At 58.4% G+C, this 23418-nt stretch carries 20 protein-coding genes; 16 read left to right on the top strand and 4 right to left on the bottom strand.

The features are described 5' to 3' along the window. Positions 1–13 precede the first annotated feature (13 nt). Both ACST81_RS25325 and ACST81_RS25320 read left to right on the top strand, forming a co-directional pair. On the top strand, positions 14–1444 hold the full coding sequence (locus ACST81_RS25325) for an NAD(P)/FAD-dependent oxidoreductase (protein ID WP_142859770.1): 1431 nt from the start codon (positions 14–16) through the stop codon (positions 1442–1444). Between the two features lie 19 nt (positions 1445–1463). Further along, entirely contained in the window at positions 1464–1817 is a 354-nt protein-coding gene (locus ACST81_RS25320; protein ID WP_142859772.1) for a RidA family protein, read from the top strand. A 36-nt stretch (positions 1818–1853) separates the two neighbouring features. Here ACST81_RS25320 and ACST81_RS25315 read toward each other — a convergent pair whose 3' ends face one another. Beyond that, positions 1854–3860 (bottom strand): sigma-54-dependent Fis family transcriptional regulator, encoded by a 2007-nt coding sequence (locus tag ACST81_RS25315; RefSeq protein WP_142859774.1) that lies wholly within the window; start codon positions 3858–3860, stop codon positions 1854–1856. A 219-nt stretch (positions 3861–4079) separates the two neighbouring features. Between ACST81_RS25315 and ACST81_RS25310 the strand changes: the two genes are divergently transcribed. From ACST81_RS25310 to ribA, 4 genes are all read left to right on the top strand, one after another. Beyond that, positions 4080–5516 carry an NAD-dependent succinate-semialdehyde dehydrogenase gene (locus ACST81_RS25310; RefSeq protein ID WP_142859775.1) on the top strand — a complete coding sequence of 479 codons (1437 nt, stop codon included), beginning with the start codon at positions 4080–4082 and terminating at the stop codon, positions 5514–5516. A gap of 14 nt (positions 5517–5530) precedes the next feature. Beyond that, positions 5531–6040 carry a flavin reductase family protein gene (locus ACST81_RS25305; protein WP_142859777.1) on the top strand — a complete coding sequence of 170 codons (510 nt, stop codon included), beginning with the start codon at positions 5531–5533 and terminating at the stop codon, positions 6038–6040. A gap of 31 nt (positions 6041–6071) precedes the next feature. After that, entirely contained in the window at positions 6072–6551 is a 480-nt protein-coding gene (locus tag ACST81_RS25300; RefSeq protein WP_142859779.1) for a 6,7-dimethyl-8-ribityllumazine synthase, read from the top strand. A 261-nt stretch (positions 6552–6812) separates the two neighbouring features. After that, complete coding sequence (gene ribA / locus ACST81_RS25295) at positions 6813–7469, top strand: GTP cyclohydrolase II (RefSeq protein ID WP_142859781.1); 657 nt, start codon at positions 6813–6815, stop codon at positions 7467–7469. 587 nt (positions 7470–8056) lie between these two features. On the opposite strand, the gene ACST81_RS25290 is transcribed toward ribA, so the two are convergent. Then, positions 8057–8806 carry an SDR family NAD(P)-dependent oxidoreductase gene (locus ACST81_RS25290; RefSeq protein WP_142859783.1) on the bottom strand — a complete coding sequence of 250 codons (750 nt, stop codon included), beginning with the start codon at positions 8804–8806 and terminating at the stop codon, positions 8057–8059. A gap of 286 nt (positions 8807–9092) precedes the next feature. Then, complete coding sequence (locus ACST81_RS25285) at positions 9093–9857, bottom strand: SDR family NAD(P)-dependent oxidoreductase (protein ID WP_142859785.1); 765 nt, start codon at positions 9855–9857, stop codon at positions 9093–9095. A gap of 417 nt (positions 9858–10274) precedes the next feature. On the opposite strand from ACST81_RS25285, the gene ACST81_RS25280 reads away from it, so the two are divergent. The 10 genes from ACST81_RS25280 to ACST81_RS25235 all read left to right on the top strand — a co-directional run bounded on the left by ACST81_RS25280 (position 10275) and on the right by ACST81_RS25235 (position 21295). Beyond that, the gene (locus tag ACST81_RS25280) at positions 10275–11069 is read left to right on the top strand and encodes a carbohydrate ABC transporter permease (protein WP_142859786.1); all 795 of its coding nucleotides are present in this window, start codon (positions 10275–10277) and stop codon (positions 11067–11069) included. A 62-nt stretch (positions 11070–11131) separates the two neighbouring features. Then, positions 11132–12433: an extracellular solute-binding protein gene (locus ACST81_RS25275; protein WP_142859788.1), complete on the top strand. Its 1302-nt coding sequence runs from the start codon at positions 11132–11134 to the stop codon at positions 12431–12433. 82 nt (positions 12434–12515) lie between these two features. Next, on the top strand, positions 12516–13433 hold the full coding sequence (locus tag ACST81_RS25270) for a carbohydrate ABC transporter permease (RefSeq protein ID WP_142859790.1): 918 nt from the start codon (positions 12516–12518) through the stop codon (positions 13431–13433). Between the two features lies 1 nt (position 13434). Continuing rightward, entirely contained in the window at positions 13435–15708 is a 2274-nt protein-coding gene (locus tag ACST81_RS25265) for a propanediol/glycerol family dehydratase large subunit (protein WP_206666274.1), read from the top strand. Beyond that, positions 15705–16127 (top strand): diol dehydratase small subunit, encoded by a 423-nt coding sequence (locus tag ACST81_RS25260; RefSeq protein ID WP_142859791.1) that lies wholly within the window; start codon positions 15705–15707, stop codon positions 16125–16127. Before ACST81_RS25265 ends, ACST81_RS25260 begins: the two co-directional genes overlap by 4 nt. 15 nt (positions 16128–16142) lie before the next feature. Next, a complete protein-coding gene (locus ACST81_RS25255; RefSeq protein WP_142859793.1) occupies positions 16143–17240 on the top strand; it encodes an ABC transporter ATP-binding protein in 1098 nt (365 codons plus the stop codon). Next, a complete protein-coding gene (locus tag ACST81_RS25250; RefSeq protein WP_142859795.1) occupies positions 17237–18028 on the top strand; it encodes an SDR family NAD(P)-dependent oxidoreductase in 792 nt (263 codons plus the stop codon). Before ACST81_RS25255 ends, ACST81_RS25250 begins: the two co-directional genes overlap by 4 nt. 34 nt (positions 18029–18062) lie before the next feature. After that, positions 18063–19220, top strand: coding sequence for a phosphotransferase (locus ACST81_RS25245; protein ID WP_142859797.1), 1158 nt, complete (start codon positions 18063–18065; stop codon positions 19218–19220). Then, complete coding sequence (locus ACST81_RS25240; protein WP_142859799.1) at positions 19217–20524, top strand: aspartate aminotransferase family protein; 1308 nt, start codon at positions 19217–19219, stop codon at positions 20522–20524. The genes ACST81_RS25245 and ACST81_RS25240 overlap by 4 nt, the downstream gene beginning before the upstream one ends. A 117-nt stretch (positions 20525–20641) precedes the next feature. Next, entirely contained in the window at positions 20642–21295 is a 654-nt protein-coding gene (locus ACST81_RS25235) for a GntR family transcriptional regulator (protein WP_161991865.1), read from the top strand. Positions 21296–22143: 848 nt separating this feature from the next. On the opposite strand, the gene ACST81_RS25230 is transcribed toward ACST81_RS25235, so the two are convergent. Beyond that, positions 22144–23367, bottom strand: coding sequence for an MFS transporter (locus ACST81_RS25230; RefSeq protein WP_142859803.1), 1224 nt, complete (start codon positions 23365–23367; stop codon positions 22144–22146). Positions 23368–23418 lie beyond the last annotated feature (51 nt).

The following is a 23418-nucleotide window of genomic DNA, read 5'->3' as shown; positions in this document are numbered from 1 at the left end:
CTGGAGTTTGGTCATGGACTTGCTGGCAGCAGTTCGCTCAGATGTTGAGCGGGAGTTCTCGTGGTGGCAGAAGGACGTCCGCAGTCTTTTCGGTACGCCAAGGCAACCGCCGCTGACATCGAGGATGGACGTCGATGTCGCCATCGTTGGAGGCGGTTTTACTGGCCTCTGGACGGCGCTCATATTGAAAGAGCGAAATCCTCAGCTTCGGGTCGCCATCCTCGACGCATATCGATGCGGCGATGGGGCGAGCTCTCGAAATGGGGGCAACGTCCATGGATACTGGGGGGCGCTCCCTACCCTTTTACCGATCTTCGGCGCCGACAAGAGCATCGAAGCTGCGCGTCTGGGTACCGTGGCTCAGGGTCGTCTTCGAAAATTCGCCACGGCACATAGACGGGACGTATGGTGGGTCGAAGAGGGGTATCTACGCGTCGCCACCTCGCCCGCTCAGGTAAAGAAAATCCGCGAGTTTGTCCGCACCGCACGAGACCTGGGCTTGGGTGACACTCTCCGTCAATTGCCGCAAGGGGAACTCAGAGAACTCTGTAACTCGCCGAGGTTCCTAGAAGGGCTGTTGTTTACAGAAGGCGCAACGGTAAACCCGGGACGATTGGTCCATGAGTTGCGTCAGGCTGCGTTGGACGCAGGAATATCGATTTTCGAGAATTCCCCCGTACGGCGTGTCCAAAAGGGATCCGTGAATTTCGTTGAAACGGACCGCGGTGCAGTGACCGCGCGCGATGTTGTACTCGCCACGTATACTGGAACGATGGGACTGAGCCCGGTTGCCAAGTCAACCACGCTTTTCTCCAGCTTTCCAGTGATGTCTGATCCCGATCCCGAATATTTAGAAAGCATCAATTATCGAAAGGCGCGCGGGCTCGCGGACCTCCGCATGTTCACGCACTATTTCCGACGGACGAACGACGGGCGGGTTCTTATGGGATCGGGTTCTGGACCGCTTGAATGGGGAAGCGCGCACAACTCGGAGAAGTTACGCAATGACGGGGCAAGCGCTCGACGGGCAGCTATCGGGCTCCAACGGTTCTTTCCCGGTATGAGTGGCGGCGTGGCCACGAGTTGGGGATATCCGATTGAAGTCACTTCGGACCGCCTCCCCTATTTCGGCACGTTGCAGGGAAGCCGGATCCACTACGGTTCCGGTTACTCGGGGCATGGCGTCAATGCCACGGTTATCGCCGGGGAATGCCTTTCGTCCCTCATCTTGAACCAGAAAGACGAATGGACGACGTCGGCTTTCTGCTCGCGAAATCGGATGACCTTCCCGATCGAGCCATTCCGCTTTGTGGGCGGCACGATGGTGCGCGATGCCATCGTCCGTTGTGAAGACGCCGAGGACGCTGGTCGCCGCCAGCCGCTTATCGCCCAAGCGATCTCGAACTTGCCACGCGTCATGGGAATGCGTGTCGGGACCCGTTGATACAGAATTGGAGAGCACTATGACCATTCACCGCTTTGAACCCAACGGCAAACGTCTGAGCCACGTGCTCGTCCACAATGGCATTGCGTATGTCACCGGGCAGGTCCCGACTGACCGCTCCCAGGGTATCGAAGGGCAGACCCTGCAGTTGCTAGACCGGATCGACCACCTGCTCGGTGTTGCTGGCACCGACAAGTCGAAGATACTCTTTGCCCAGATCTGGCTCCGGAACATCAAGCGCGACTTTGCGCCGATGAATGCACTCTGGGAATCCTGGATACCGGAAGACGCGCTTCCTGCCCGGGCTACGGTCGAGTCCAATCTCGCCGCCGACGAAATATTGATCGAGATCGCGCTTCAGGCTGCCGTTTGAAATTGGCGCTGCTGGCCGCGAGGCCAGCGCCGCACCTCACGGATCCTCGTGCTCACCGAGAACCAGGCCATGCTGCTTGAGTTTTCGGTAGAACGTGGCCCTGCTGATACCGAGTGCTTCCATGCACGCTATGGGATCGCGGCCAAACCGTTCCATGGCAGTTGCGAGCGCGACCTTCTCGGCTTCGGCCGCCGCCGCCTTGTACGGCGTCATTTGCCGCTTTCGTCCGGCTAGCGGCGACGTCGGACGTCGTACTCGCACTTCCCTCACTTCTCCGGACGAAGTGACCGCTGTGGGCATTGACGAAGGCGGGGGAACGGCCGAGACGGGAGTGGGCACAAGCATCAGGTCGTTCGGTTCTATCAGGCCGCGGGTGGCCAGCTTGGCCGCGCGCGTGAGGACGTTGCGCAACTCGCGAATATTACCTGGCCAGGAGTGGGCCAGCAAAATCTTCATAGCGCGGTCCGATAACGAAATCTCGACATCCTCGGAAAACTGTTCCATCAAATTGCCGATGATTGTTTCGAGGTCTTCTCGATCACGCAGCGCGGGCAATGTCACTATGGTCCCTGCGAGGCGATAGAAGAGGTCCTGTCGGAATGTGCCCGCAGCAACCTTCGAGTTAAGATCCTGGTGGGTCGCTGCGACAACCTGGACATCGACGGTGCGCGCACGGCCGGAGCCCAGCGGCATGACCTCCTGAGTTTCAAGGAACCGCAGGAGTCGTGTCTGCAGAGGGAGCGGCATATCCCCAATTTCATCGAGGAAAAGTGTACCCTTATCCGCTTCTACAATCCGCCCGACATTTCCCTCCTTGCTTGCCCCGGTGAACGCGCCGCCGCTGTATCCGAAAAGCTCGCTATCTATGAGCGTCTCCGGGACAGCGGAGCAGTTGAACGCAACGAAGGGGCCCGTAGCCCGTTCGCTCTCGTAGTGCAGGGCACGGGTAAGCGTGTCTTTTCCAACCCCCGTTTCGCCGAGGAGCAGCATGTGCAGCCCGCTGCCGAATACCTTCCTCAGGACATCGATGTTCCGCTTCATATTGCGGTCGTTGCCCGCACACTCGGCTAGCGAGGTAATCTTCTTCCCGAGCTTCGGCTTAGCAATCTTGGTTGTCGCGCCGGCGGCAAGCGACGTGATCGAAGCCGGCAGAACCGATAGCGGTCGCCTGAGGTTCACGTCGATGACCTTTCCGCTACCCAGCGGCCGGAGTTCGCGTAGATTGTCGCACAGATAGTCGAGCGGGGGATTTCCTTTGATCTTTTCAAAAACGGCCCAGAGCGTTCGCGTTCCGATCGCAGATTCCTCCAGCTTGAAGAGGCGTCTGGCATTCCGTGTCGCGCCTACGATACGGCAGTCGCTGTCGACGGCGAAGATGGTCGGCGATCGTTGTTCGGTACTGACAGCTAGTGTGTAGTATTTCCGGAACGCGTTCCGAAAATATGTGGTCTCGAGCCGATCCGCAGTGATCTGGGCGACGCCAAATACCACACGATGCGCCAACTGGGGTACGCCCGGATTGTACGTCGAAAGGTTGACGACGCCGAGTATGTTGCCGTCCGGCCCAAAGAAGGGAGCTGTCGCGCACGCTTGACCGGTTAGATCGGCATAAAAGTGATCCGAGAGGTAGACCGCGGTCGGTTCTAAATTTTTTAGCGCCGTCCCAATACCGTTTGTACCGCCGACCTCCTCACTCCACACCGCGCCGATCCGGTCCGTGCTGCAATAGAACGCGGCATCTCTGCTGCGACGCTCAGATATAATCACTCCGTTGCGGTTGGCTATGTGGGCACTGTAGCCACCGCCCTCGATCATCATCAACGTTGCTTCGAGCTCGTTTGTCGCCAGTGCCACGTCCGCGTCGAAAGTGTCCTGCTCTTCGCGCAGCTCTCTATTGGTGAGATCGACCAGTTTGGGGCGCGAGGGATCCAGCTTGTAGTCCTGAAGACAGCGCGCCCACGAGGCCGTCCGCCACTCGCCTCTTCCGGCAGTCGTCAGCACAGCCTCCTCAATCACACGGAAGTGATCGTCTGGTCCAAGCATTTTGGTGTTCCCTTATTTGCTCGAATTAGTGATCCAAAATTGCGTCAAGTCAAGGACGAGAGTACGTCCTTGTGCGTCTCATGTTTGAGACAAAATTGAGACGTTTGAGCGGGAGGTCATCTAAGCTCCAAGTTGCCTTGTAATTCAGCCGGTTAGGTGAGTGGCACGCGGCTTGCTCCTCCAAGGTAGGCCCAATGGCACTGCGAAAAGGAGACTTACATGGCTTATCCGAATACCAAACTGTACATTGGCGGAGAGTGGAGCGACGCCTCCGGGGGCAAGACGCTGGATGTCGTAAACCCGATCAACGGAGAGGTAATCGGAAACGTAGCCCACGCATCGCGGACGGATCTCGAAAGAGCGGTCCAGGCCGTCGCCTCGGGGTTTAAAACGTGGAGCGCCACGTCTGCTTTCGAACGTTATAAGGTCATCCGCCGCGCGGCATCCCTGCTCCGTGATCGTCTCGAGGACGCCGCCCGTCTTCTGACCACGGACGAAGGAAAGCCACTTTCCGAATCGCGTCTAGAAGTAAACTCCTGCGCGGACCTGCTTGACTGGTTCGCAGAAGAAGGCCGCCGGACATATGGTCGGGTCATCCCTTCTCGTGGCGTTAGCATCCAGCAGTATGCGGTCAAGGACCCGGTTGGCCCGGCTGTAGGTTTCACCCCGTGGAACTTTCCGATGAGCCAAATCGTCCGGAAACTTGGCCCCGCGATCTCGGCAGGCTGCTCGATCATCATAAAGGGTCCGGAAGAAGCTCCTGCCGCACCGGCGGTACTTTTCCAGTGCCTCCACGACGCGGGTGTTCCCGCAGGTGTTGTGAACCTTGTCTTCGGGACACCGTCGGAGATTTCCGAATTCCTCGTTCCGCATCCAGTAATCCGCAAGGTGTCGTTTACGGGTTCGGTTCAAGTTGGCAAGCACCTTGCCTCGTTGGCGGGCCTGCATATGAAGCGGGTGACGATGGAGCTTGGCGGACACGCCCCCGTCATCGTGGCAGACGACGCCAATATCGATGCGGCGACGACAGCTTTGGTTGCCGCAAAATTTAGGAATGGAGGCCAGGTCTGTATCTCCCCAACACGCTTCCTAATCCAGACCAACGTGCATGACGAGTTCGTTGATTCCTTCGTGAAAAAGACGAAGGCTCTTAAGGTCGGCGACGGCCTGGCCGATGGCGTCCAGGTCGGCCCGTTGATCAACGAACGCCGTAGGGCCGCCGTCGAGTCGCTGATCGAGGACGCAGTTAGCAAGGGAGCGAAAATCGAGACGGGAGGACACCGCATCGGAAACAGCGGTTTCTTCTTTGAGCCTACCGTGCTTACGGGTGTGACGACCGAGATGAGGGCGATGAACGAAGAGCCGTTTGGCCCGGTAGCTCTGGTGAAGTCCTTTTCCGATCTCGGCGAGGCAATCGAGGAAGCTGGCCGACTGCCGTTCGGTCTCGGATCCTACGCCTGGACGTCAAGCGCCTCTAATGCGCGACGGCTCGCGCAAGGGGTTCAGGCGGGCATGTTGTCTATCAACCACATCGGGCTTGGGCTGCCCGAAACGCCTTACGGCGGCGTCCGGGACTCCGGATATGGCTACGAAGGCGGCAGTGAGGCACTAGAGGCCTACATGAACACCCGTTTCATCACTCACGACGCCAACTAGGGAACTGCCCTGCCATGATCAGTACCGAGGATTTTCGCGAGGCCATGCAGCGGTTCGCAGGCCCCGTCACAGCAATAACCTCGATCAAAGACGGTGTTCCTTGCGGACTGATGGCCACGGCTGTGTGTAGCCTGTCCGCCGATCCGCCGTCCTTGATTGTCTGTATCAACAAAAGCGCCTCCGCTCACGATACCATCATCGATCAGGGTTTCCTCGGCGTGTCGGTCTTGACCGACTCGATGCTGGCGTTTGCCGACCACTTCGCACGCGCCAAGGGCCCCGATCGCTTCGAAGGCGCATTGTGGAATTTCCAGGAGACGGGAGCCCCGTTGCTAGCCGGGGCCTCTGTTGCGTTCGATTGTCGTATAGCCAAGACGCATGACGGATACAGCCACACGATCGTAATCGCGAAGATCCACGACATCCTTCTTCCTAACCAAGATGCCGATCGTTGCCTCTTGTGGCACCGCCAGGGCTTCGTCAGCCTCGCGGCGAAGCAGGCCGCGGAAGCACTCAAGAAATGACTTCTGTGCGACAGACATTATGGAGACGCCCATGACCATCGCTTTCGATCCGAAAGGACAAAAGATCGCCGTTATCCGTGCCCGATGGCATTCGGACATCGTTGACAGATGCGTCGAATCGTTCGTCGACGAGTGGGAGAAGCTCGGAGGCAACCGCGAGGAAGTCGAGATCGTCGATGTGCCCGGCGCGCTCGAAATCCCATTGCATGCACAGACGCTGATCAGGACCGACCGATATGCCGCGGTCGTTGGGACGGCGTTCGTCGTCGATGGCGGCATCTACCGTCACGATTTCGTCGCCCGGACCGTTCTGGACGCCATGATGCGTGTCAGTCTCGATACTGGCGTGCCCGTCCTGTCCACCGTGCTCACGCCGCATACCTTCCAGGAGAATGAACATCAAATCGCGTTCTTCAGGGATCACTTCGTGCACAAGGGCCGGGAGGCTGCAAACGCAACCCGGAAGCTCTTGGCTGAGCGGGCGAAGGTGGCGCTTCTTCAAACACTTTAACCCGCATGCGGCTACGGATTTACTGCGCTTCGACTGAAGCTCGTTTTGCGATGCAATGGAAAATGAAGTCGTCTTACCGGCCTCTTGCTCCGGCCAGAACGGCGGTTTTACGGCACGCCAACAGCGATCTTGATACCGCATCCCGGAATGCGGTCTCAAAGAAGAGACGAGTTCAGCGACCGTCTAGGAAGCGCTTTTCTAGCGACCGCAATGGCTCTAAGCGGCAACCTACGGCTTGCTTAGACGTACGCGATCGCTGTCATGACATCAAAGGTGCTGTCGAATATGGAAGATCTAATACATCACATGCGGGCGAACGAGATCGTCGTTCACAGGACGTCGTCTTCCAAAATGCCAACTCGCTTCGGGGACTTCCAGGCAACCACGTTTGTTTGCAAACGCACGGGCGTTGAGCATGTCGCTCTTACGTGCGGCGATCTATTCGGCCGCCAAAAGGTACCGGTGCGGGTGCACTCCGAGTGCCTGACGGGCGAAAGTTTCGGATCTTTGCGATGTGATTGCGGTGAGCAGCTTTCGCACGCCTTGGAATTTTTTCAACAAGCCAGGCTCGGGTGCCTCATCTACATGCGCGGGCATGAAGGTCGCGGAATCGGCATCGGAAACAAGATCGCCGCCTACGCACTTCAGGATCGTGGTTACGACACGATGGACGCAAATCTGGAACTCGGCTTTCCAGTTGACGGCCGAGACTACGCGGCCGCGGCTTCGATTCTGCGATTGCTCGGCGTATCGAGCATTGTCCTGCTGACCAACAATCCCGCCAAGCTCGAGGCACTCCGCGCTGAGAAAATTGACGTGGTGGAGCGCAGAAGCCTAATCGTGGCCGCCCAGTCGCATAGTGTCGACTATCTTCGGACCAAGCGCGAAAAGTTCGGGCACTTCCTGCACGAGGTCTAGGCATGTCCGAACGGCAAAGGCGATCTTCCGATCATCGTTCAGGAGAACGACATGTTTAAACACACCGCCATGATCTTCGTCCGGGAAGTGAAGGCGGTCGTGCGGTTCGTCGGTGGTCTGTTTCGCGACGAGCCTCGATGCCATACGTGTCCTTTTCAATTTCAATCGATGCCGCGTGGAAACGCCTGCAATCGAGGCGATAGTGTTGATCGATCGGAAAGCGCTCGCTGGGCCTGTGGTCTCTGCACCGTGTTTCTCTTGTAGCCCGCGGCGAGCCGAACACTATAGAAAACATAGTCCAGGGGATATCCGATTTGAGAAAGAGCCTGGGGTGTACTGCGGAAGAGGTCTTGATCGCGCGCGGCCTGACAGTCGAGGAAATCACCAGATAGAAGTCATGGTCGCCGGCGCGACGAAATCATCTGGCGCGTCTCTCGATCGAAGGGGCCTTAATCAGCCTGCGTCACAATCGCAGGGGTCGTAGTCTTATGGGTCAGCGCCTGACCCCCTCCGCTGCCAGGCTTGCATGCTGGGAGGAGAATGACTTTTAGCAATGAACATGTTGGCGATCGTTGCCGTCGGGCGGCTCACCCCGCTGTCGTACCGCCGTCGATGCTCAGCATGCTCCCTGTGGCGAACCTCATATTTGCTGCCACGTAAACTGCAAACTCCGCAATTTCCTCTGGGCTGGAAAATCGCTTTAGCGGAACAGCGGCAACGGCCACGGCCCGCACTTCGTCAGAGCCACCGAACCACCCAAGCTCGGAATCCATCATCGGGGTATCGATTGGACCAGGACAAACGCAGTTTACCCGGACGCTCGGTGCGAGTTCAAGCGCCAGGGCCTTCGTGAGTCCTGCCAGTCCCGCTTTCGACGCGCAGTAGTGTGCGTAGTTCGCGAGCCCTTTGAACGAAAGGTCGGAAGCAATCGATACGATGCTCCCTTCACCTCGCTGTCTCATTTTCATCGCCACCGTTCTCAGGACGTTATAGGAGCCCGTGAGGTTGATATCGATGTGCTGCTTCCAAACCGCCGGGGTCAGATCGGCCATTGCCGCTGGCGTGACGATCCCGGCGGCGTGGATGACATAATCTATATGCCCGAGTTCCTGCCAGGAATGGTCAATCGCGTTGTCAACGCTTCCAGCGTCGGCTACGTCGGTCTGGACAACGATGAAACTGTCAGGCGCTTCTGATGCGATATGGCGAAGAATATCGACCCGACGGGCTGAAATCGCCACCCGAGCTCCCTGGTCGACCAGATGGCGAGCCGCAGCGAGGCCGACGCCCGACGATGCGCCGGTTACGAATGCTGTTCGTCCCGAAAGCTTTGCCATGTACCGCTCTCCTCAAAAGCCCATGGGCCCCTCGGCCTCTGAGCGGACCGCGCTCATGCAGGCCGCCGACCAGCAAGCTTTCTGAAAATATGAAAGATGCGCGAGCGCGGCAAAGAGGATTTTCTTCTACCTTCATAAGACCTGCTGATGCCCGGCGCCGGTTCGTGACATATGAGGCGGGCCGATACAGTTTAGCGTCAGCCCGTCGGGCACTTGTTTCCTTGTAGCCTTCAGGTGACATGCGACCGGTCTTCCGCCACCACGGTTCGAAGGTCCGCTGGGTGCCCTATCCCGCGCTGTTGCCACCATCGACGGCAAGCGTAGCTCCCGTAATGAAGGACGCGCCGTCGGACGCAAGAAAACAAACGCTGCGCGCAATTTCTTCCGGGCGAGCAACTCGCCCTAAAGGGATAGCCCCTCCCAAACGCTGAAGCCGCGTCTCGTGATCGGTATCAGGCAGCGCGCTCTGGAGCATGGCGGTGTCGGTGTCGCCCGGACAGATCGCGTTCACGCGAATGCCATCGCGTGCATGATCAAGTGCCATGGAACGAGTCAATTGCACGACAGCTCCCTTGCTTGCGCCATAAGCTACAGCTCCCTGCGCGCCCACAAGCCCCCAGTCGGATGCAATATTGACAATCACACCGGCCTTCTTCTCGAGCATTACTCGCACCGCGGCACGCGACATCCGAAAGGTTGCGGTGACGTTGGTCTCAAACGTGCGGAGCCACTCCTCGTCGGTGCAGTCGAGTGAGGTCCCGCGAAATAGAATGCCGGCATTGTTGACGAGAACATCAAGCTTTCCAAAGGTGGCGATTACCTCGGCGACGATGCGATCCGCCTCGCCAGCCCCAGTGATGTCGGCCGCGATGAATGACACTTCTGTGCCGAGCGGAGAGAGGGAACTTCGCAGCTTTTCGCCGGCATCGACGTTGCGACCTGTCAGCACCGTCGAGGCGCCCAGTGCGGCGAAGGCGGTCGCGATCGCTGCACCGATTCCGGATGTAGCACCTGTGACCAGAACAACTTTTCCCAAAAATTCTCTCGACATATCAGTATTCCTTTATGACCAACATTCGCCTGCTGCGGGCATGCGCGGTTTCCGCAATGGGTCGCCATCTTCATTCAATTGCGCAAAAAGCCCAGTGGCTGTTTCGGAGCTGATGTCTGTAGAGCGATGTGCTCGCGTCGCCGCTGCACTCCAGCACGCCACGGTGCTACGTTCGTATCCTTGGGCAGATCCTATTAAACGATGTCTCCACTGTAGGCGCGAGTCTCCTCGAACCGACTTCGAGTCGGCTCCGCGGCGGCAAAGCGGGCCGCCGTACCCCGCCTTGGACGCTCAGCGCGTTGTCGGTTCGCCGGAAAACCTCTTGACAGCAACGCCGGGTATGATCTCATATACGTGATACGGTATTTGTTATAACACGGAGGAGCAATCGTGCAACCGTCACTCTTCGCACGGATAATGACGCATCTCATTCTGGGAGTTTGCGCCCTCTTCGTTGTCCTCCCTCTCCTCTGGGTGCTGCGGACGTCATTCGCCGACAAGGTGATCGCCTATCAGCTGCCGCCTGCGCTGTTTTTTACGCCGACTCTCGATAACTACAGAACGATCATCTTCGAGATGAACTTTGGCGCCTTCTTTCTAAACAGCCTGATCATCGCGCTAACGTCCACGGCGCTCGCGGTCGTCATCGGCGCGTTTGCCGCCTATGCTATCGATCGCTACAAGGCCGGCGGCAACGCGATGCCGATCGTCATCCTCGCCACGCAGATGATGCCGCCCATTGTCCTGGTCATCCCTTTTTTCTTGATCTTCAAGAATATCGGCCTGACCGACTCGCGCACCGGCTTGATCGTCACATACCTCGCCTTCAACCTACCTTATGTCGTTTGGCTTCTGATGAGCTTTATGAAGCGCGTCCCCCGCGAACTGGACGAGGCAGCGCTGATTGACGGCTGCACACCTATGACGGCGTTCATCCGCATCATTGTTCCAGCGCTACTGCCGGGCATCGGTGCAGCCGCAATTCTCAGCTTTGTACTGAGCTGGAACGAGTTTCTCTTTGCTTTGATGTTATCGGGCAATGAGTCAAAAACGCTACCCGTCGCAATTTCCAGTCTGGTTACCCAGCAGGGTACAGCTGTGGGAGCGGTAAGCGCGGCCACCATTCTCGCCATGTTGCCGATGGCAATTCTGTATTTCGCTATGCGCCGTTTCCTCGTCTCGGGGCTGAACCTCGGAGCGGTCAAAGGCTGACCAACTGACAAACGGGACGACGGTCCAATCCTGCATTCAACACGCAAAAAGGAGATCGAAGCATGCCCCGAATGATCACAACCAGGCTTGGCGTGATGGCCGCCTCGCTGCTTGCCGCCTCGACAGCGCTCGCTGATCCTGCCGCCGTCTGCAAGGGAAAAACACTCAACCTCTTGCTCGAAACCGTCCCCGATACCACCGCGCTGATTGCGGTAGGCCCAGAGTTTGAGAAGCTCTCGGGTGCGAAGCTCAACATCGAAGCGGTCAACTACACTCTGATGCATGAGAAGCTCGTGCCCTCCTTGACCGCCTCCTCAGGCTCCTACGATGTGCTTGCGGTGGATAGCTATTGGGCGGGCGAATTCGTTACCGCCAAGTGGATCCAGCCCCTCGACGAACGCATCGCCGCCGACAAGATCGACACATCGGTGTACTATCCCGCGCTGATGGAAATTAATGGCAAGGTCAAGGGTACCACCTACATGTTGCCGTTCTGGCAATATGCGATGGGCATGCTCTACCGGAAGGACATCGTCGAGGACCCGGCGTTCCAGGCCGCGTATAAGGAGAAGTTTGGCCGCGACTGGCGCCTTCCCGAGACGCTCCAGGAATTTGCGGACGTTGCAAAGTGGGCGGGTCAGCAAACCGGCAAGGTAGGCATCGCAATGGCCGGCCAGCGCGCCGACCCGGTCGTAATGGAAGCGACAAACTACGTCTTTTCGCTTGGGGGTGACTTCTACAACCGCGAGTCTTGGGAGCCCTCTCTGAACTCCCCAGAAGGCATCGAGGCGGTGAAAATCTACGCTGACCTACTCTCGAATGCCGCGCAGCCGGGCGCGCTTGGCGCGAATTTCGATGACGTTGCCAATGCGTTGAAGCAGGACAAGGCCGTCTTCGCGATCTCCTACCTGTTTCTGATGCCCACCCTGCAGGACCCAAAGGAATCCAAGGTGGTCGACAAAGTGGGTTTTGCGCGTATGCCTGGCCAGGACAGCCTGCTTGGCGCTTGGGGCTGGGCGATCCCTACCAATGCCGCGAATGCAGATTGTTCCTGGGAGTTCATCAAATGGGTGGAATCCAAAGACATCGCGAAAAAGCGCGCTTTGGCCGGCGGTCAGGCGACCCAGACCTGGATCTATGACGACGCGGAATACCTCAAGCGTTGGCCTCAGATGGCTGCGGTCGGCGATGCGCTCGCTCACGCCAAGGGCCTGCCGGTGATGTCGCGCGCCACCCAGCTCGTAGAGGTCTTCGCCGAGGTGATGGGTGACGTCCTCGCCAACGGCACTGACGCGGCCACGGCCGTCGCCAATGCTGAGGACAAGTTTGCCCGCCTGACTAAAGGCGATCCGCTGCTGAAGTGAACGTCGCCTCATACGAAATAGCTGCGGCTGGACGTTTCGTCGGCCGCAGCGCTTACTCCTCAAGTTTCACGGATGCCAAATCATGACAAGCGCCAGCCAGATCGCAGGCCAAACCTCCTCGGCCCCGGCCCGTAAGTCGGACGGGTTCTCGACGGGATTTTACAAACTGCTGTTCATGACGCCGACAATCATTGTGTTGGCATTAGTGGTGGCGGGACCGCTTCTCTATTCATTTTGGCTCAGCCTGCACGAGTACATTATCACCTACGGCATGGGAGACCTTGTCTGGTTCGAGAACTACGCTGTCATCATGACGCGTGAGTTTGCCAGCGTCTCCTGGGTCACGATGAAACTTATGGTGACCGTCGTTGTCCTTGAATTCCTGCTCGCTTTCGGCCTTGCCCTCCTCCTGAACCAATCCTGGCTGAAGTTCCGCGAATTCTATCTCATGGTGTTGATGCTGCCGATCCTCATGACTCCGGTGGCTGTCGCGCTGATGTTCCGACTGATGTTCAATCCAAACCTTGGGATCATCAATTGGCTACTGTCGCTGGTCGGCGTCCCGGGCCAGGGCTGGTTCGGTGATCCCAATCTCGCCCTTGCCACTGTGGTGTTTGTCGATGTCTGGACTGAGACTTCGCTTATGCTGATCATGCTCTATGCCGGGCTGAAATCGTTGCCGCAGGACCCAGTTGAGGCAGCACGCATTGACGGTGCGAACGCGTTTCAAATTCTCCGCCACGTCACGCTTCCGATGCTCAAGCCCGTCATCCTCGTAACGCTTCTCATCCGCATGATCACTGCGTTGAAGAGCTATGACCTCATCTACATGCTGACACAGGGTGGCCCGGGCAAGGTTACCGAGACGATCAGCTTCTACGCCTATCGCCTCGGCTTTCGCTTTCTCGATATCGGCCAGGCAGCCGCCGTTTCGTTCATTCTTCTCGCGGCGGTGATTGTCCTGACGGTCATTCTGTTGCGCATCATGCGGGAGAACTGATGTGACGCACGATCATCAACAGCGCTGGAAGCGCATTCAAGAATGGGACAAGCGCCCCCTTCGCCTCGACAGCTTTTCCGAGGAAAGCCCAGAGAACGGGTTTGCCGTGTTTCACTCGCCTTGGGACCCTGAACCCGGGCTGGTACTCGGACCAGATGGCGAGATCCTTGAGATGGACGGACGCAAAGCCGCCGATTTCGACATTCTCGACGCGTTCATTGCCGCACACCACATCGACCGAACTGTCGCGGCGGAAGCCATGGCGCTGGACAGCACAGCTGTTGCACGGATGCTTGTCGACGTGAACGTACCCCGCGGGGAGCTGGAGCGGCTAGCGCGCGGCATGACCCCCGCCAAGCTGGCGCAAGTGGTAGGTGACCTTTCCGCGCTGGAAGCTACTTTCGCCTATTCCAAGATGCGTCAGCGGCACAGCCCAGGCAACCAGGCGCACGTCACAAATGCAAAGGACGATCCACTTCAACTGGCGGCGGACTCCGCCACTGCGGTCGCGCTGGGTTTTGACGAGATTGAAACCACAATGCGCGTGGCAGGCAACGCCTGGGCCAATGCGCTCGCCTGCACGGTGGGCGCCGCTACCGGCCGCGGCAGCACGTTGTTTCAATGCTCAATCGAGGAGGCCGAGGAACTCAAGATCGGTCTCGCTGGGCTTGCCACTTATGCGGAGACCGTTTCCGTATATGGCAGCGAACGGACGTTCATTGATGGCGACGATACGCCATGGTCGAAAACGTTTCTGGCCGCCGCTTATGCCTCACGTGGCATCAAGGCGCGCTGCACCTCCGGTGCTGGGGCCGAACTACTGATGGGCTTTCATGAAAAATGCTCGGTGCTCTACCTTGAGGCTCGGTGTCTTTGTCTCCAGCGTGCTATGGGCGTCCAGGGCACTCAGAACGGCGGCGTCGACGGCGCGCCTTTGACGGCTTCGATGCCTGGCGGCGTTCGCGAGTTGATGGCGGAGAATCTGCTTGCGGTATGGCTAGGTCTAGAATGCGCCTCCGGCAATGACACGAAAACTTCGGAATCCGAGATCCGGATCGGCGCGAAGATTACACCTTATCTGCTCGCCGGGTCGGACCTCATCACCTCAGGCTTCGGCTCTATTCGCGCCTATGACAATTCCTTCAACCCGTCGCTTATCAATGCCGAGGAGATGGAAGACTACCTCGTCCTGCAGCGAGATTTTGAAGTGGATGGCGGGCTTGCTCCGCTAGCCGAGGAGGACGCACTTAATGTGCGGCGTCAGGCGGTAGACGCGCTTGACGATGTGCTGGATGAGCTCGGTCTCGCGAAAACCGAGCCTAACATGAAAGACAGCGTTATCCACGCGTCCGGGTCCAACGACACGGTCACCTTTGCCCCGGTCCGCACCCTGGAGATCAGCCGCGATATAGCCGCGCGCGGCCTGACGGCGCTCGACGTGGTGCGGGCACTGGCGCTGCGCGGCCATCGCCAAATGGCGGAGAACCTGATGAACATGCTGCGCCAGCGCATCAGCGGCGATTACCTTCAGACCTCTGCTATTTTGCGCGACGGCAAGGTCGTCAGCGCCGTGAACGAGCCGAACCATTATTCAGGGCCGGGCACCGGCTACCGGATGAACGAGGCGCGATGGAATCGCGTGAAAGCAGTCAGGGGCACGATCAATCGCGATCATGTCCTCAGCGCGGAAGGCAGCCATGAGCCTCCAACTGGGTCGGCCCAGTTCTATGCGATCGGCAAGGCAGAGAAGGGCGTAGACCCCCACGAGGTGGTGATCGGCATCTCTCCGGCCTTCGGCGAACGCCTTCACCGCACGACAGCGGGCCATGCCGTAGCCGACGTGCTGGAAGCACTGACGCGGGGCGTGCTGGAAGGTGGTGGCATGCCGCGCGTAGTGCGGATTCGCCATACGGCGGACACGTCATTCCTTGGCCTTAGCGCTGCACATCTCGCGGGCTCGGGCTATGGCATCGGAATACAGGCAAAGGGAACCGCGATAATTCACCATCGCGACCGGCTGCCGCATATGAACCTGGAACTGTTTTCCAACGCACCGCTGGTGTCACTGGAGCAATACCGCGCTATGGGCCGGAACGCCGGGCGCATGACCTGGGGCGAAACGCCCGAACCAATTATCGTGACCAATGATGGGCAAGCGCTTGGGGCGCGGTTCCACCCGCGCGTGGCGCTACTTTACGCAATCGAAACGGAAATGACCCAACCCGGCGCCGAGCCGGAAGAGATGTTCTTTAATAGCGCGGAGCGAAACTCATGAGCACCGATGCACGCGAACTCTACCCGCTCTCCGAAAAAGCGCCGCATCTGGTGCGCAGTAAGACTGGGCTGGGCCTCGAGGATTTCACGGTCGACGCCGTCCTGGAAGGCAGGATCACCGCCCAAGATCTGGCGATCACGCCCGACGCGCTGCGTTTGCAGGCCGATGTGGCGCGCGCCACCAACCGCGACCGTCTGGCCGAGAATTTCGAGCGCGCCGCCGAGCTGGTGGCTGTCCCGCAGGACATGCTGCTCGATACTTACGAACTGCTACGTCCCGGCCGCGCAAAATCCGCCACTGAGCTGCGCGAGCGCGCCGTGCTTATGCGGCGCGACTATGGCGCAACCCGCATAGCCGACCTGATTGAAGAGGCTGCCGATGTCTGTGAACGACGCGGCCTTTTTTCAAAGAGATTCTAGAAGAGGAAATTTCGCATGGCCCAGGTAGAAGTGGTTCGGCTTGCTAAGAGCTTTGGCACCGTCGATATCATACGCGATCTCGATTTGAGCATCGCCAACGGAGAATTCGTCGTGTTGGTCGGGCCTTCAGGTTGCGGCAAGACCACATTGCTGCGCATGATAGCCGGGCTGGAAACTACCACTGCCGGTGCGATCCGCATCGGCGACAGAGACGTAACAAATCTTTCGCCGCGCAATCGTGACATCGCAATGGTCTTCCAGTCCTATGCGCTCTACCCGCACATGACCGCTGCGGAGAACATGGGCTTCAGCCTAAAGCTAGCCAAGGTCCCGCAAGCAGAAATCAACGAGCAGGTTAACCGAGCGGCAAAGATGCTGCATATCGAACACCTGCTAGCACGCAAGCCCCGGGACCTCTCCGGTGGCCAGCGTCAGCGTGTCGCCATGGGCCGCGCGATGGTGCGCGAGCCAGCGGTTTATCTCTTTGACGAGCCTCTCTCCAATCTCGACGCGCAGCTCCGTACCACGATGCGAGCCGAGATCAAGCGCATGCATCTGGAAGAGAAGCAGACCGTGATTTACGTTACTCATGACCAGATTGAAGCTATGACGCTTGCTGATCGGATTGTCGCCATGCGGGGCGGCAGCATTGAGCAGATCGGCTCGCCCGATGATCTCTACAATCGCCCAGCCACCACCTTTGTTGCAAAATTCATCGGCTCCCCAGCCATGAACCTCCTGCCCGCGAAGATCAAAGATGGCCTCATCTCAGTCGACGGTGCCCTCTCCTTCCCTCTTCCGGCAGCCTTCGCTAACCTGAAGGAGGAACGCGGTCGAGAGGTGTTGCTCGGCGTCAGGCCAGAAGCGTTCCACCTGGAGGCGCGGCGTTCCGATTGGCCGACCTTCACCATCACAGCGTCGCTGATCGAACCGTGCGGCGCCGAGGTCTACGTCATCGGTGATCTCGCCGACCGGGAAGTCACGTTGCGTCTCCAACCAGGCACCGCGCCTGAACGCGGCGAAGTGCGTAGCTTCTATATCGACATCGGGGCCGTGCACCTGTTTGACGCGAAGACCGAGCGCAGCTTGCGCCATGTCGGAGACACTCCATGAGCGAAAAGATCCTCAGCGGCAGAACCGCGCTCGTGACCGCAGCGGGCTCCGGTATCGGGCGGCAATCCGCCTTTATCCTTGGGGCCAACGGTGCCTTCGTGATGGTGACCGACCGAGACGAGGCACTGGCCGAGGAGACTGCGCAGGCCATCCTCGCCGCCGGCGGCCTGGCCGCGTCCTCCGTGATGGATGTAGCGGACGATTCCGCCGTCACCGAGGTATTCGCCAAGCTCGTCCGCGAACACGGCGCTCTCAATATCCTGCACAATCACGCCGGGATCCAAATCGGAGGCGCGCTGGAAGCGATAAATGCCGACGACATGCGCAAAAGCTACGAGATCAACGTCGTAGCGCAGTTCACGGCCTGCAAGGCGGCGCTGCCGCACATGCGGGCACAGGGCGGCGGCGTTATCCTCAATACCGCCTCGAATGCCGGCGTGTTCCTCGACAAAGGGATGCTTGCCTATATCACCACCAAGTCGGCCGTTATAACCATGACGAAGCAGATCGCACTGGACTACGCCCGCGATGGCATCCGGGTGAATGCACTTTGCCCCGGCTGGGTCGATACGCCGTTCAATGGTCCGTACGAGGCCCAGCTCGGCGGCCGCGCGGCTTTGGAAAACGTCGTGCGCGATCTCGTGCCAATGGGCCGCTTCGGTCGGCCGGAGGAGATCGCCGAAGCTGTCCTCTTTCTCTGCTCGGACCGCTCGTCCTTTATCACCGGTCATGCGCTGGTGGTTGATGGTGGCGAGTGCCTTGCCGGCGGCAGTAACTCTTCGGTCTGACGTGCGGCCCGATACATAACCAAAGGATACAACCGTGGTCATTAATCCTCGAGCGGGCGGAGCTGGCGTCTCCTCTGAGCTGCCGCCATTTATTGTTTCGACCGATTGCTTCTCCTCATTTCCGACCGGAAACGCCGATGAGAGTTCGCTTCTGTCGGTTGCGCCACCAGGGATCTCCCCGGAAGAAGCAAGCGATATTGCCAAGCGCGTATTTGGCGTTTCCGGCGAGATAAGGATGCTATCATCGGAACGAGATTCCAACTTCTACGTCCGCCTAACAAGCGGCGAGCAGGCGTTGCTCAAGATCACAAACGTGGCGGAAGATCGCGATGTCACTGCCATGCAGACCGCGGCTCTTGCGCATATCGCAGCCGTCGATCCTTCACTGCCCGTGCAGCGGATATGCCAAACCCTGTCCGGCGAACCTTGGGAGATTATCCAGGGACCATCTGGGCAAGAACACGTCGCGCGGTTGCTGACCTTTATCGATGGCACGATGTTACATGCAGCCAATCCGAGGTCCACGGTTTACCGGGAGATTGGCGTCCTGCTTGCACAGTTGACAAAGGCGTTGCGCGGCTTTTTTCATCCGGCAGCGGGCCACGCCCTGCAATGGGACATCAAGCATGCTGGAAGACTGCGTCCCATGCTGGAAGCCATCGAAAATGGCCAGCTCCGCACGCGGTTAGCCTTGCTACTCGACCGTTTCGACGCTGAAATCGCTCCACAGCTTCCGCACTTTCGCACCCAGATCGTTCACAATGACTTTAACCCCCACAACCTGGTGGTTGACCAAGTGGATGCGTCCCGTCTGACCGGGATCATTGATTTCGGCGATATGGTACACACACCGATCATTTGTGACTTAGCTGTCGCTTGCTCCTATCACATTACGGATGACGCGGAACCTTTGCGTCGTGCAGCTGATATGGTTGGCGGCTACGTCAGCGTGCTGCCGCTTGATGAGGACGAACTATCGCTGTTGCCGGATTTAATCCGGCTGCGTCATCTTACAACGCTCGCCATCACCTCGTGGCGCGCAAGGCGTTATCCTGAAAATGCGAGCTACATTATGCGAAACGCCGCCGCATCACTGCGCGGGCTCGACGTTATCGACGAAATTGGCGTCGTCCCGACCGCGCGCGCGTTACGCGCCGCCGCCCTTTCCGCCACACAGGAGTATGTACAATGACCATGGTCAATGCGTTTGATCCCAATACCCTGTCGGCTCTCGACGCCGAGGACGTGGCTTTGATCGAGCATCGAAACCAAGTTCTTGGACCTGCCTATCGTCTGTTTTACGAGCAGCCCCTTCATCTTGTCCGCGGCGAAGGCGTCTGGCTCTATGACAACAAGGGGAAAGCCTATCTCGATGCCTACAATAACGTGACATCCGTGGGGCACTGCCACCCCAAGGTCGTTGAGGCGGTCACACGCCAGCTCGGCATCCTCAATACCCATACCCGATATCTACATGATGGCGTGGTCGCCTATGCGGACAGGTTGCTCAGATCCATGCCTGACGCGCTCGGCCACATGATGTTCACCTGTACCGGCTCGGAGGCAAATGACCTCGCACTGAGGATCGCGCGGTCGTACACTGGGCGACAGGGCGTCATCGTGACGAACCGCGCCTATCACGGCGTGACCGAGGCGGTTTCGGAAATATCCCCTGCCTTAGGTGAATTCGTCCATCGTGGACCGAGGGTTCGACTGATCCCCGCGCCAGATTCGTACCGCGTCCCACCGGAGGAACAGGGAGCGCTACTCGCTCGCGACCTCGCCGCAGCCATCGCCGAAATGCGCCGCGACGGCATCGAGCCTGCTGCGTTCGTCGTTGATACAATCTTCTCCAGCGATGGGCTCTATGTTGATCCTCCGGGTTTCCTCAAACCCGCCGTTGAGCTCATTCGAGCTGAGGGGGGACTCTTTATCGCGGATGAAGTGCAACCAGGTTTCGCCCGAACAGGCGAGACTTTTTGGGGATTTCAGCGCCACGACGTTGTTCCAGATATGGTAAGTCTGGGTAAACCGATGGGAAATGGCTTTCCGGTAGCCGGGCTCGCACTACGACCTGAGCTCGTCGAAGAGTTTGGGACAAAGGCACGATACTTCAACACTTTCGGCGGCAGCCCGGTGGCTTGTGCAGCCGGAATGGCTGTACTCGACGTTATTGAGCAGGAAGGCCTACAGGAAAATTCGCGCACCGTCGGAGATTTCCTCCTCAAGAGCTTTAGTGAGGTAACCGCCGGGCGTGATGATGTCGCACAAGTGCGTGGCGCGGGGCTGTTCCTTGCTGTGGAATGCATCGATGGCGATAAGGCCAACGCCGGACTTGCGAGCCACGTGGTAAACCATCTCCGTCAAAACGGGGCCCTGATAAGCGCAATCGGACCGGGGGCAAATATTCTGAAAATTCGGCCCCCTCTAGTCCTTGGCCGCAGCGACGCGGAGCGGCTCGTAGAATCCATCAAAGCGGCTTTCAATGCCTATTGACCGACGAGCATTAGTGGGAAATCCCGGCCATGTGCTCGTCTACTCCGAATGCCAAGGAGTGGCCACGTTCGCATTGCGCGGACGGCTTCTTTTGGCAGCCCAAACTTGGAAGAGCAAATGGAGTTCACTCAGTTAACGTCGGAGCCGTTGCACGAACAGGCGTACGTTGCGTTGCGCAACGCGCTACTGACCGGCAGGCTCGCGCCTGGGCAGCCTTTAACCATCCGCGGCATTGGCTCGAGCTTAGGTATCTCGTCGACACCGGTGCGGGAGGCCTTGCAACGGCTTATCGCAGAGGGCGCTCTGCAGCTGGCGGCCAATCGTAGCATCCAGGTCCCGGTGATGACCCGCGACCGGTTCGTCGAAGTTACCGACATACGTCTTCGACTAGAACGCCTAGCTGTCGAAGCGGCGGCGACTCGTGCAGGGGAAGAACTCTGTGACCGACTTCATGCGTTGTCGGCACGGATGCAAGTGGCAATAAACAATCGTTCGTTCCCAGATTACCTTGCAGACAATCAAACGTTTCATTTTACAATTTATGAAGCGTCCAACCTGCCCTATCTGCAACAGTTGATTGGCCTATGCTGGCTTAGAACCGGTCCTTGGCTCAATGGCCTAGCGCAAGAAGGCCGATACCATTCAATTGCCAACGACGAGCACGAGAAGATGATAAACGCCCTTAGGCGAAAGGACGCATGCGCGGCATCGGAGGCAACTGGCCGTGACATAAGCGAGGCAGCTTCAGTGCTAATAGAATTGCTTCCGTGAGTAGTATCGCCGTTTCCACCTGGCGGCGATGGCATGGGTTTGCAAGCTGATCACCAACACCGCGGTGGTCGTCGACGCAACCGTTTCCAAACCGCCGCCTGACACAACGGCGCGCTGTCGAAGAACTTCCATGTCATTGTCCGTCCATTGCCGGCTCCGGCTCTTCAATCCGCACGGCGCTGCCGATGGACCGGGTCGCTGACCTCTTCTCCAAGCTCATTAACGAGACCCGGCGTTATGGCAGGTTTATCGTCGCGGGCGGCGACAGCGGCTCGATCATCTCGATGTCGCTGGCTCAGCATCATCCGAGCAGCTGCTCGGCTACCACTTGACCGATGTCGGCCGCCCCGACGGGTCACCGACTTTGCCTTGCTTACCCCGCCCGAGCAGGCCTATGCCGCGGCCATCCAGCAGTGGTTCTTCGCTCATGGCGCCTTAAATCTGCGCGCTACCAAGCCGCAAAGTCTGTCTTTGCCATGAACCACTCGCCAGTCGGCCTCGCCGCCTGGATCATGAGCTTCATGGCGGGCATGGGCGGCGGAAGAGACCGACGCACGCTTTGGTCGCGACGGGCTGATCACAGACATCATGACCTACTGGCTCACCGGGACGATCGTCGTTCGGGCTATAGTCAAAAGGCCATGCAGCCGCCGAGCTCAAGGGCGCCAATACGGCTAGCTTCGACGCGGGGGCTCAAACAGAATGCCGCCGACACTGCGGCGGCATTCTGGTTGGCTGAACCAGGGGAGGTAGCTGGTCCCATGCCAACTATCTAATTAATTGCGCTTCTCGAACATGCTTGGCCGCCGCCGAGCGCAAGGTACCTCAACGTGCTTGTGTCCGTATAATCATGAGCGTTTGCTACGAAGACGCGGTAGGAACACGGCTAGAACGCCAACAACTGGCAGGAATGAACAAACGCTGTACACCCCTTCGATCCCAACGCGATCAGCCAATGATCCCAGCAAAGCAGCGGCGACGCCACCAATCGCGAAGTTCAAGCCGTAAAAGAGACCGCCTATGAGCCCTATACGGCTAGGTACCAGTTCCATGGCGTAGATCATGATCGAAGCGAACGCGCTTGCCATCAGAAGGTTGATCACCACGGTTAACACGCCAGTCCAAAAGAAATCTGCAAAGGGCAGAAGTAGAGTGAACGGCAGTGGACCGAGTATCGAGATCCAGATGATCTGATACCTCCCGATCCTATCGCCCACTAATCCGCCCAGCAGAACGCCAACGGCTGAAGATATGAAAAATACAAAAAGCATCAATTGGGATGTTTCGACGGACACGTTGAAGCGGTCGATCAAGTAAAAGGTGTAGAAAGAGCGGAACCCTTCGAGATAGGAGAGCTTAGAGGCCATTAGAACGGTCAAAATGCCCATCCCAATAATGACGGCTCGGCGCGGATAAATGCTGCCAGCTTCGCCCGCGGCCTTTTTGTAAGCCTCAAAGTGCGATTTGATCTGATCGGACTGACGGGCGGTCCAGACAAGCAGAAAAATCGCGATTACAACCAGGATTGTGAATACGGCGACGCTTTGTCGACCGTTCGACACAATCAAGAACGCAGCGGCTAGTGGTCCCAACGCGCCGCCAATCTGTCCACCGACTTGGAAGATTCCTTGCGCCAGGCCCTGCCTTCCCCCGGACGCGTAGCGGGCAGCGCGGGTTGCCTCGGGATGAAAGATTGATGATCCAATTCCGATCAAAGTGACAGCAATTAGCACTAGCGGATAGGAGGAGGCGTAAGCCAGCGCAGCAAGGCCAGCCATAGTGAAGATCATGCCGAAAGCCGCGGAGTACGGGAGCGGATGACGATCTGTGTAGAGGCCTATCGCCGGTTGGAAAAGGGCTCCCGCAATCTGGAACACAAGTGTAATTATGCCGATCTGCATAAAATCGAGGGAAAACTCTGCCTTTACAAGTGGATATACGGCTGGGATGATGGACTGTATCGTGTCGTTGCATAGGTGGGAAACACCCAACGCGAATAGCACGGCAATATGTACTTGCTTGGTGGAAGGCAGATGTACATCACTTGTGGACTGAGCGGAAGAAGTGGACATGAAGTCATAGGTCCTTCGAAACGTTTGCAAAATTGCGGCTAGCTTTCGCAG

The sequence above is a fragment of the Pararhizobium sp. O133 genome, from assembly GCF_051669845.1.
Classification (GTDB): Bacteria; Pseudomonadota; Alphaproteobacteria; order Rhizobiales; family Rhizobiaceae; genus Pararhizobium.
The sequence above is the reverse complement of the archived record's forward strand: the minus strand, read 5'-3'. Positions and strand labels throughout refer to the sequence as shown.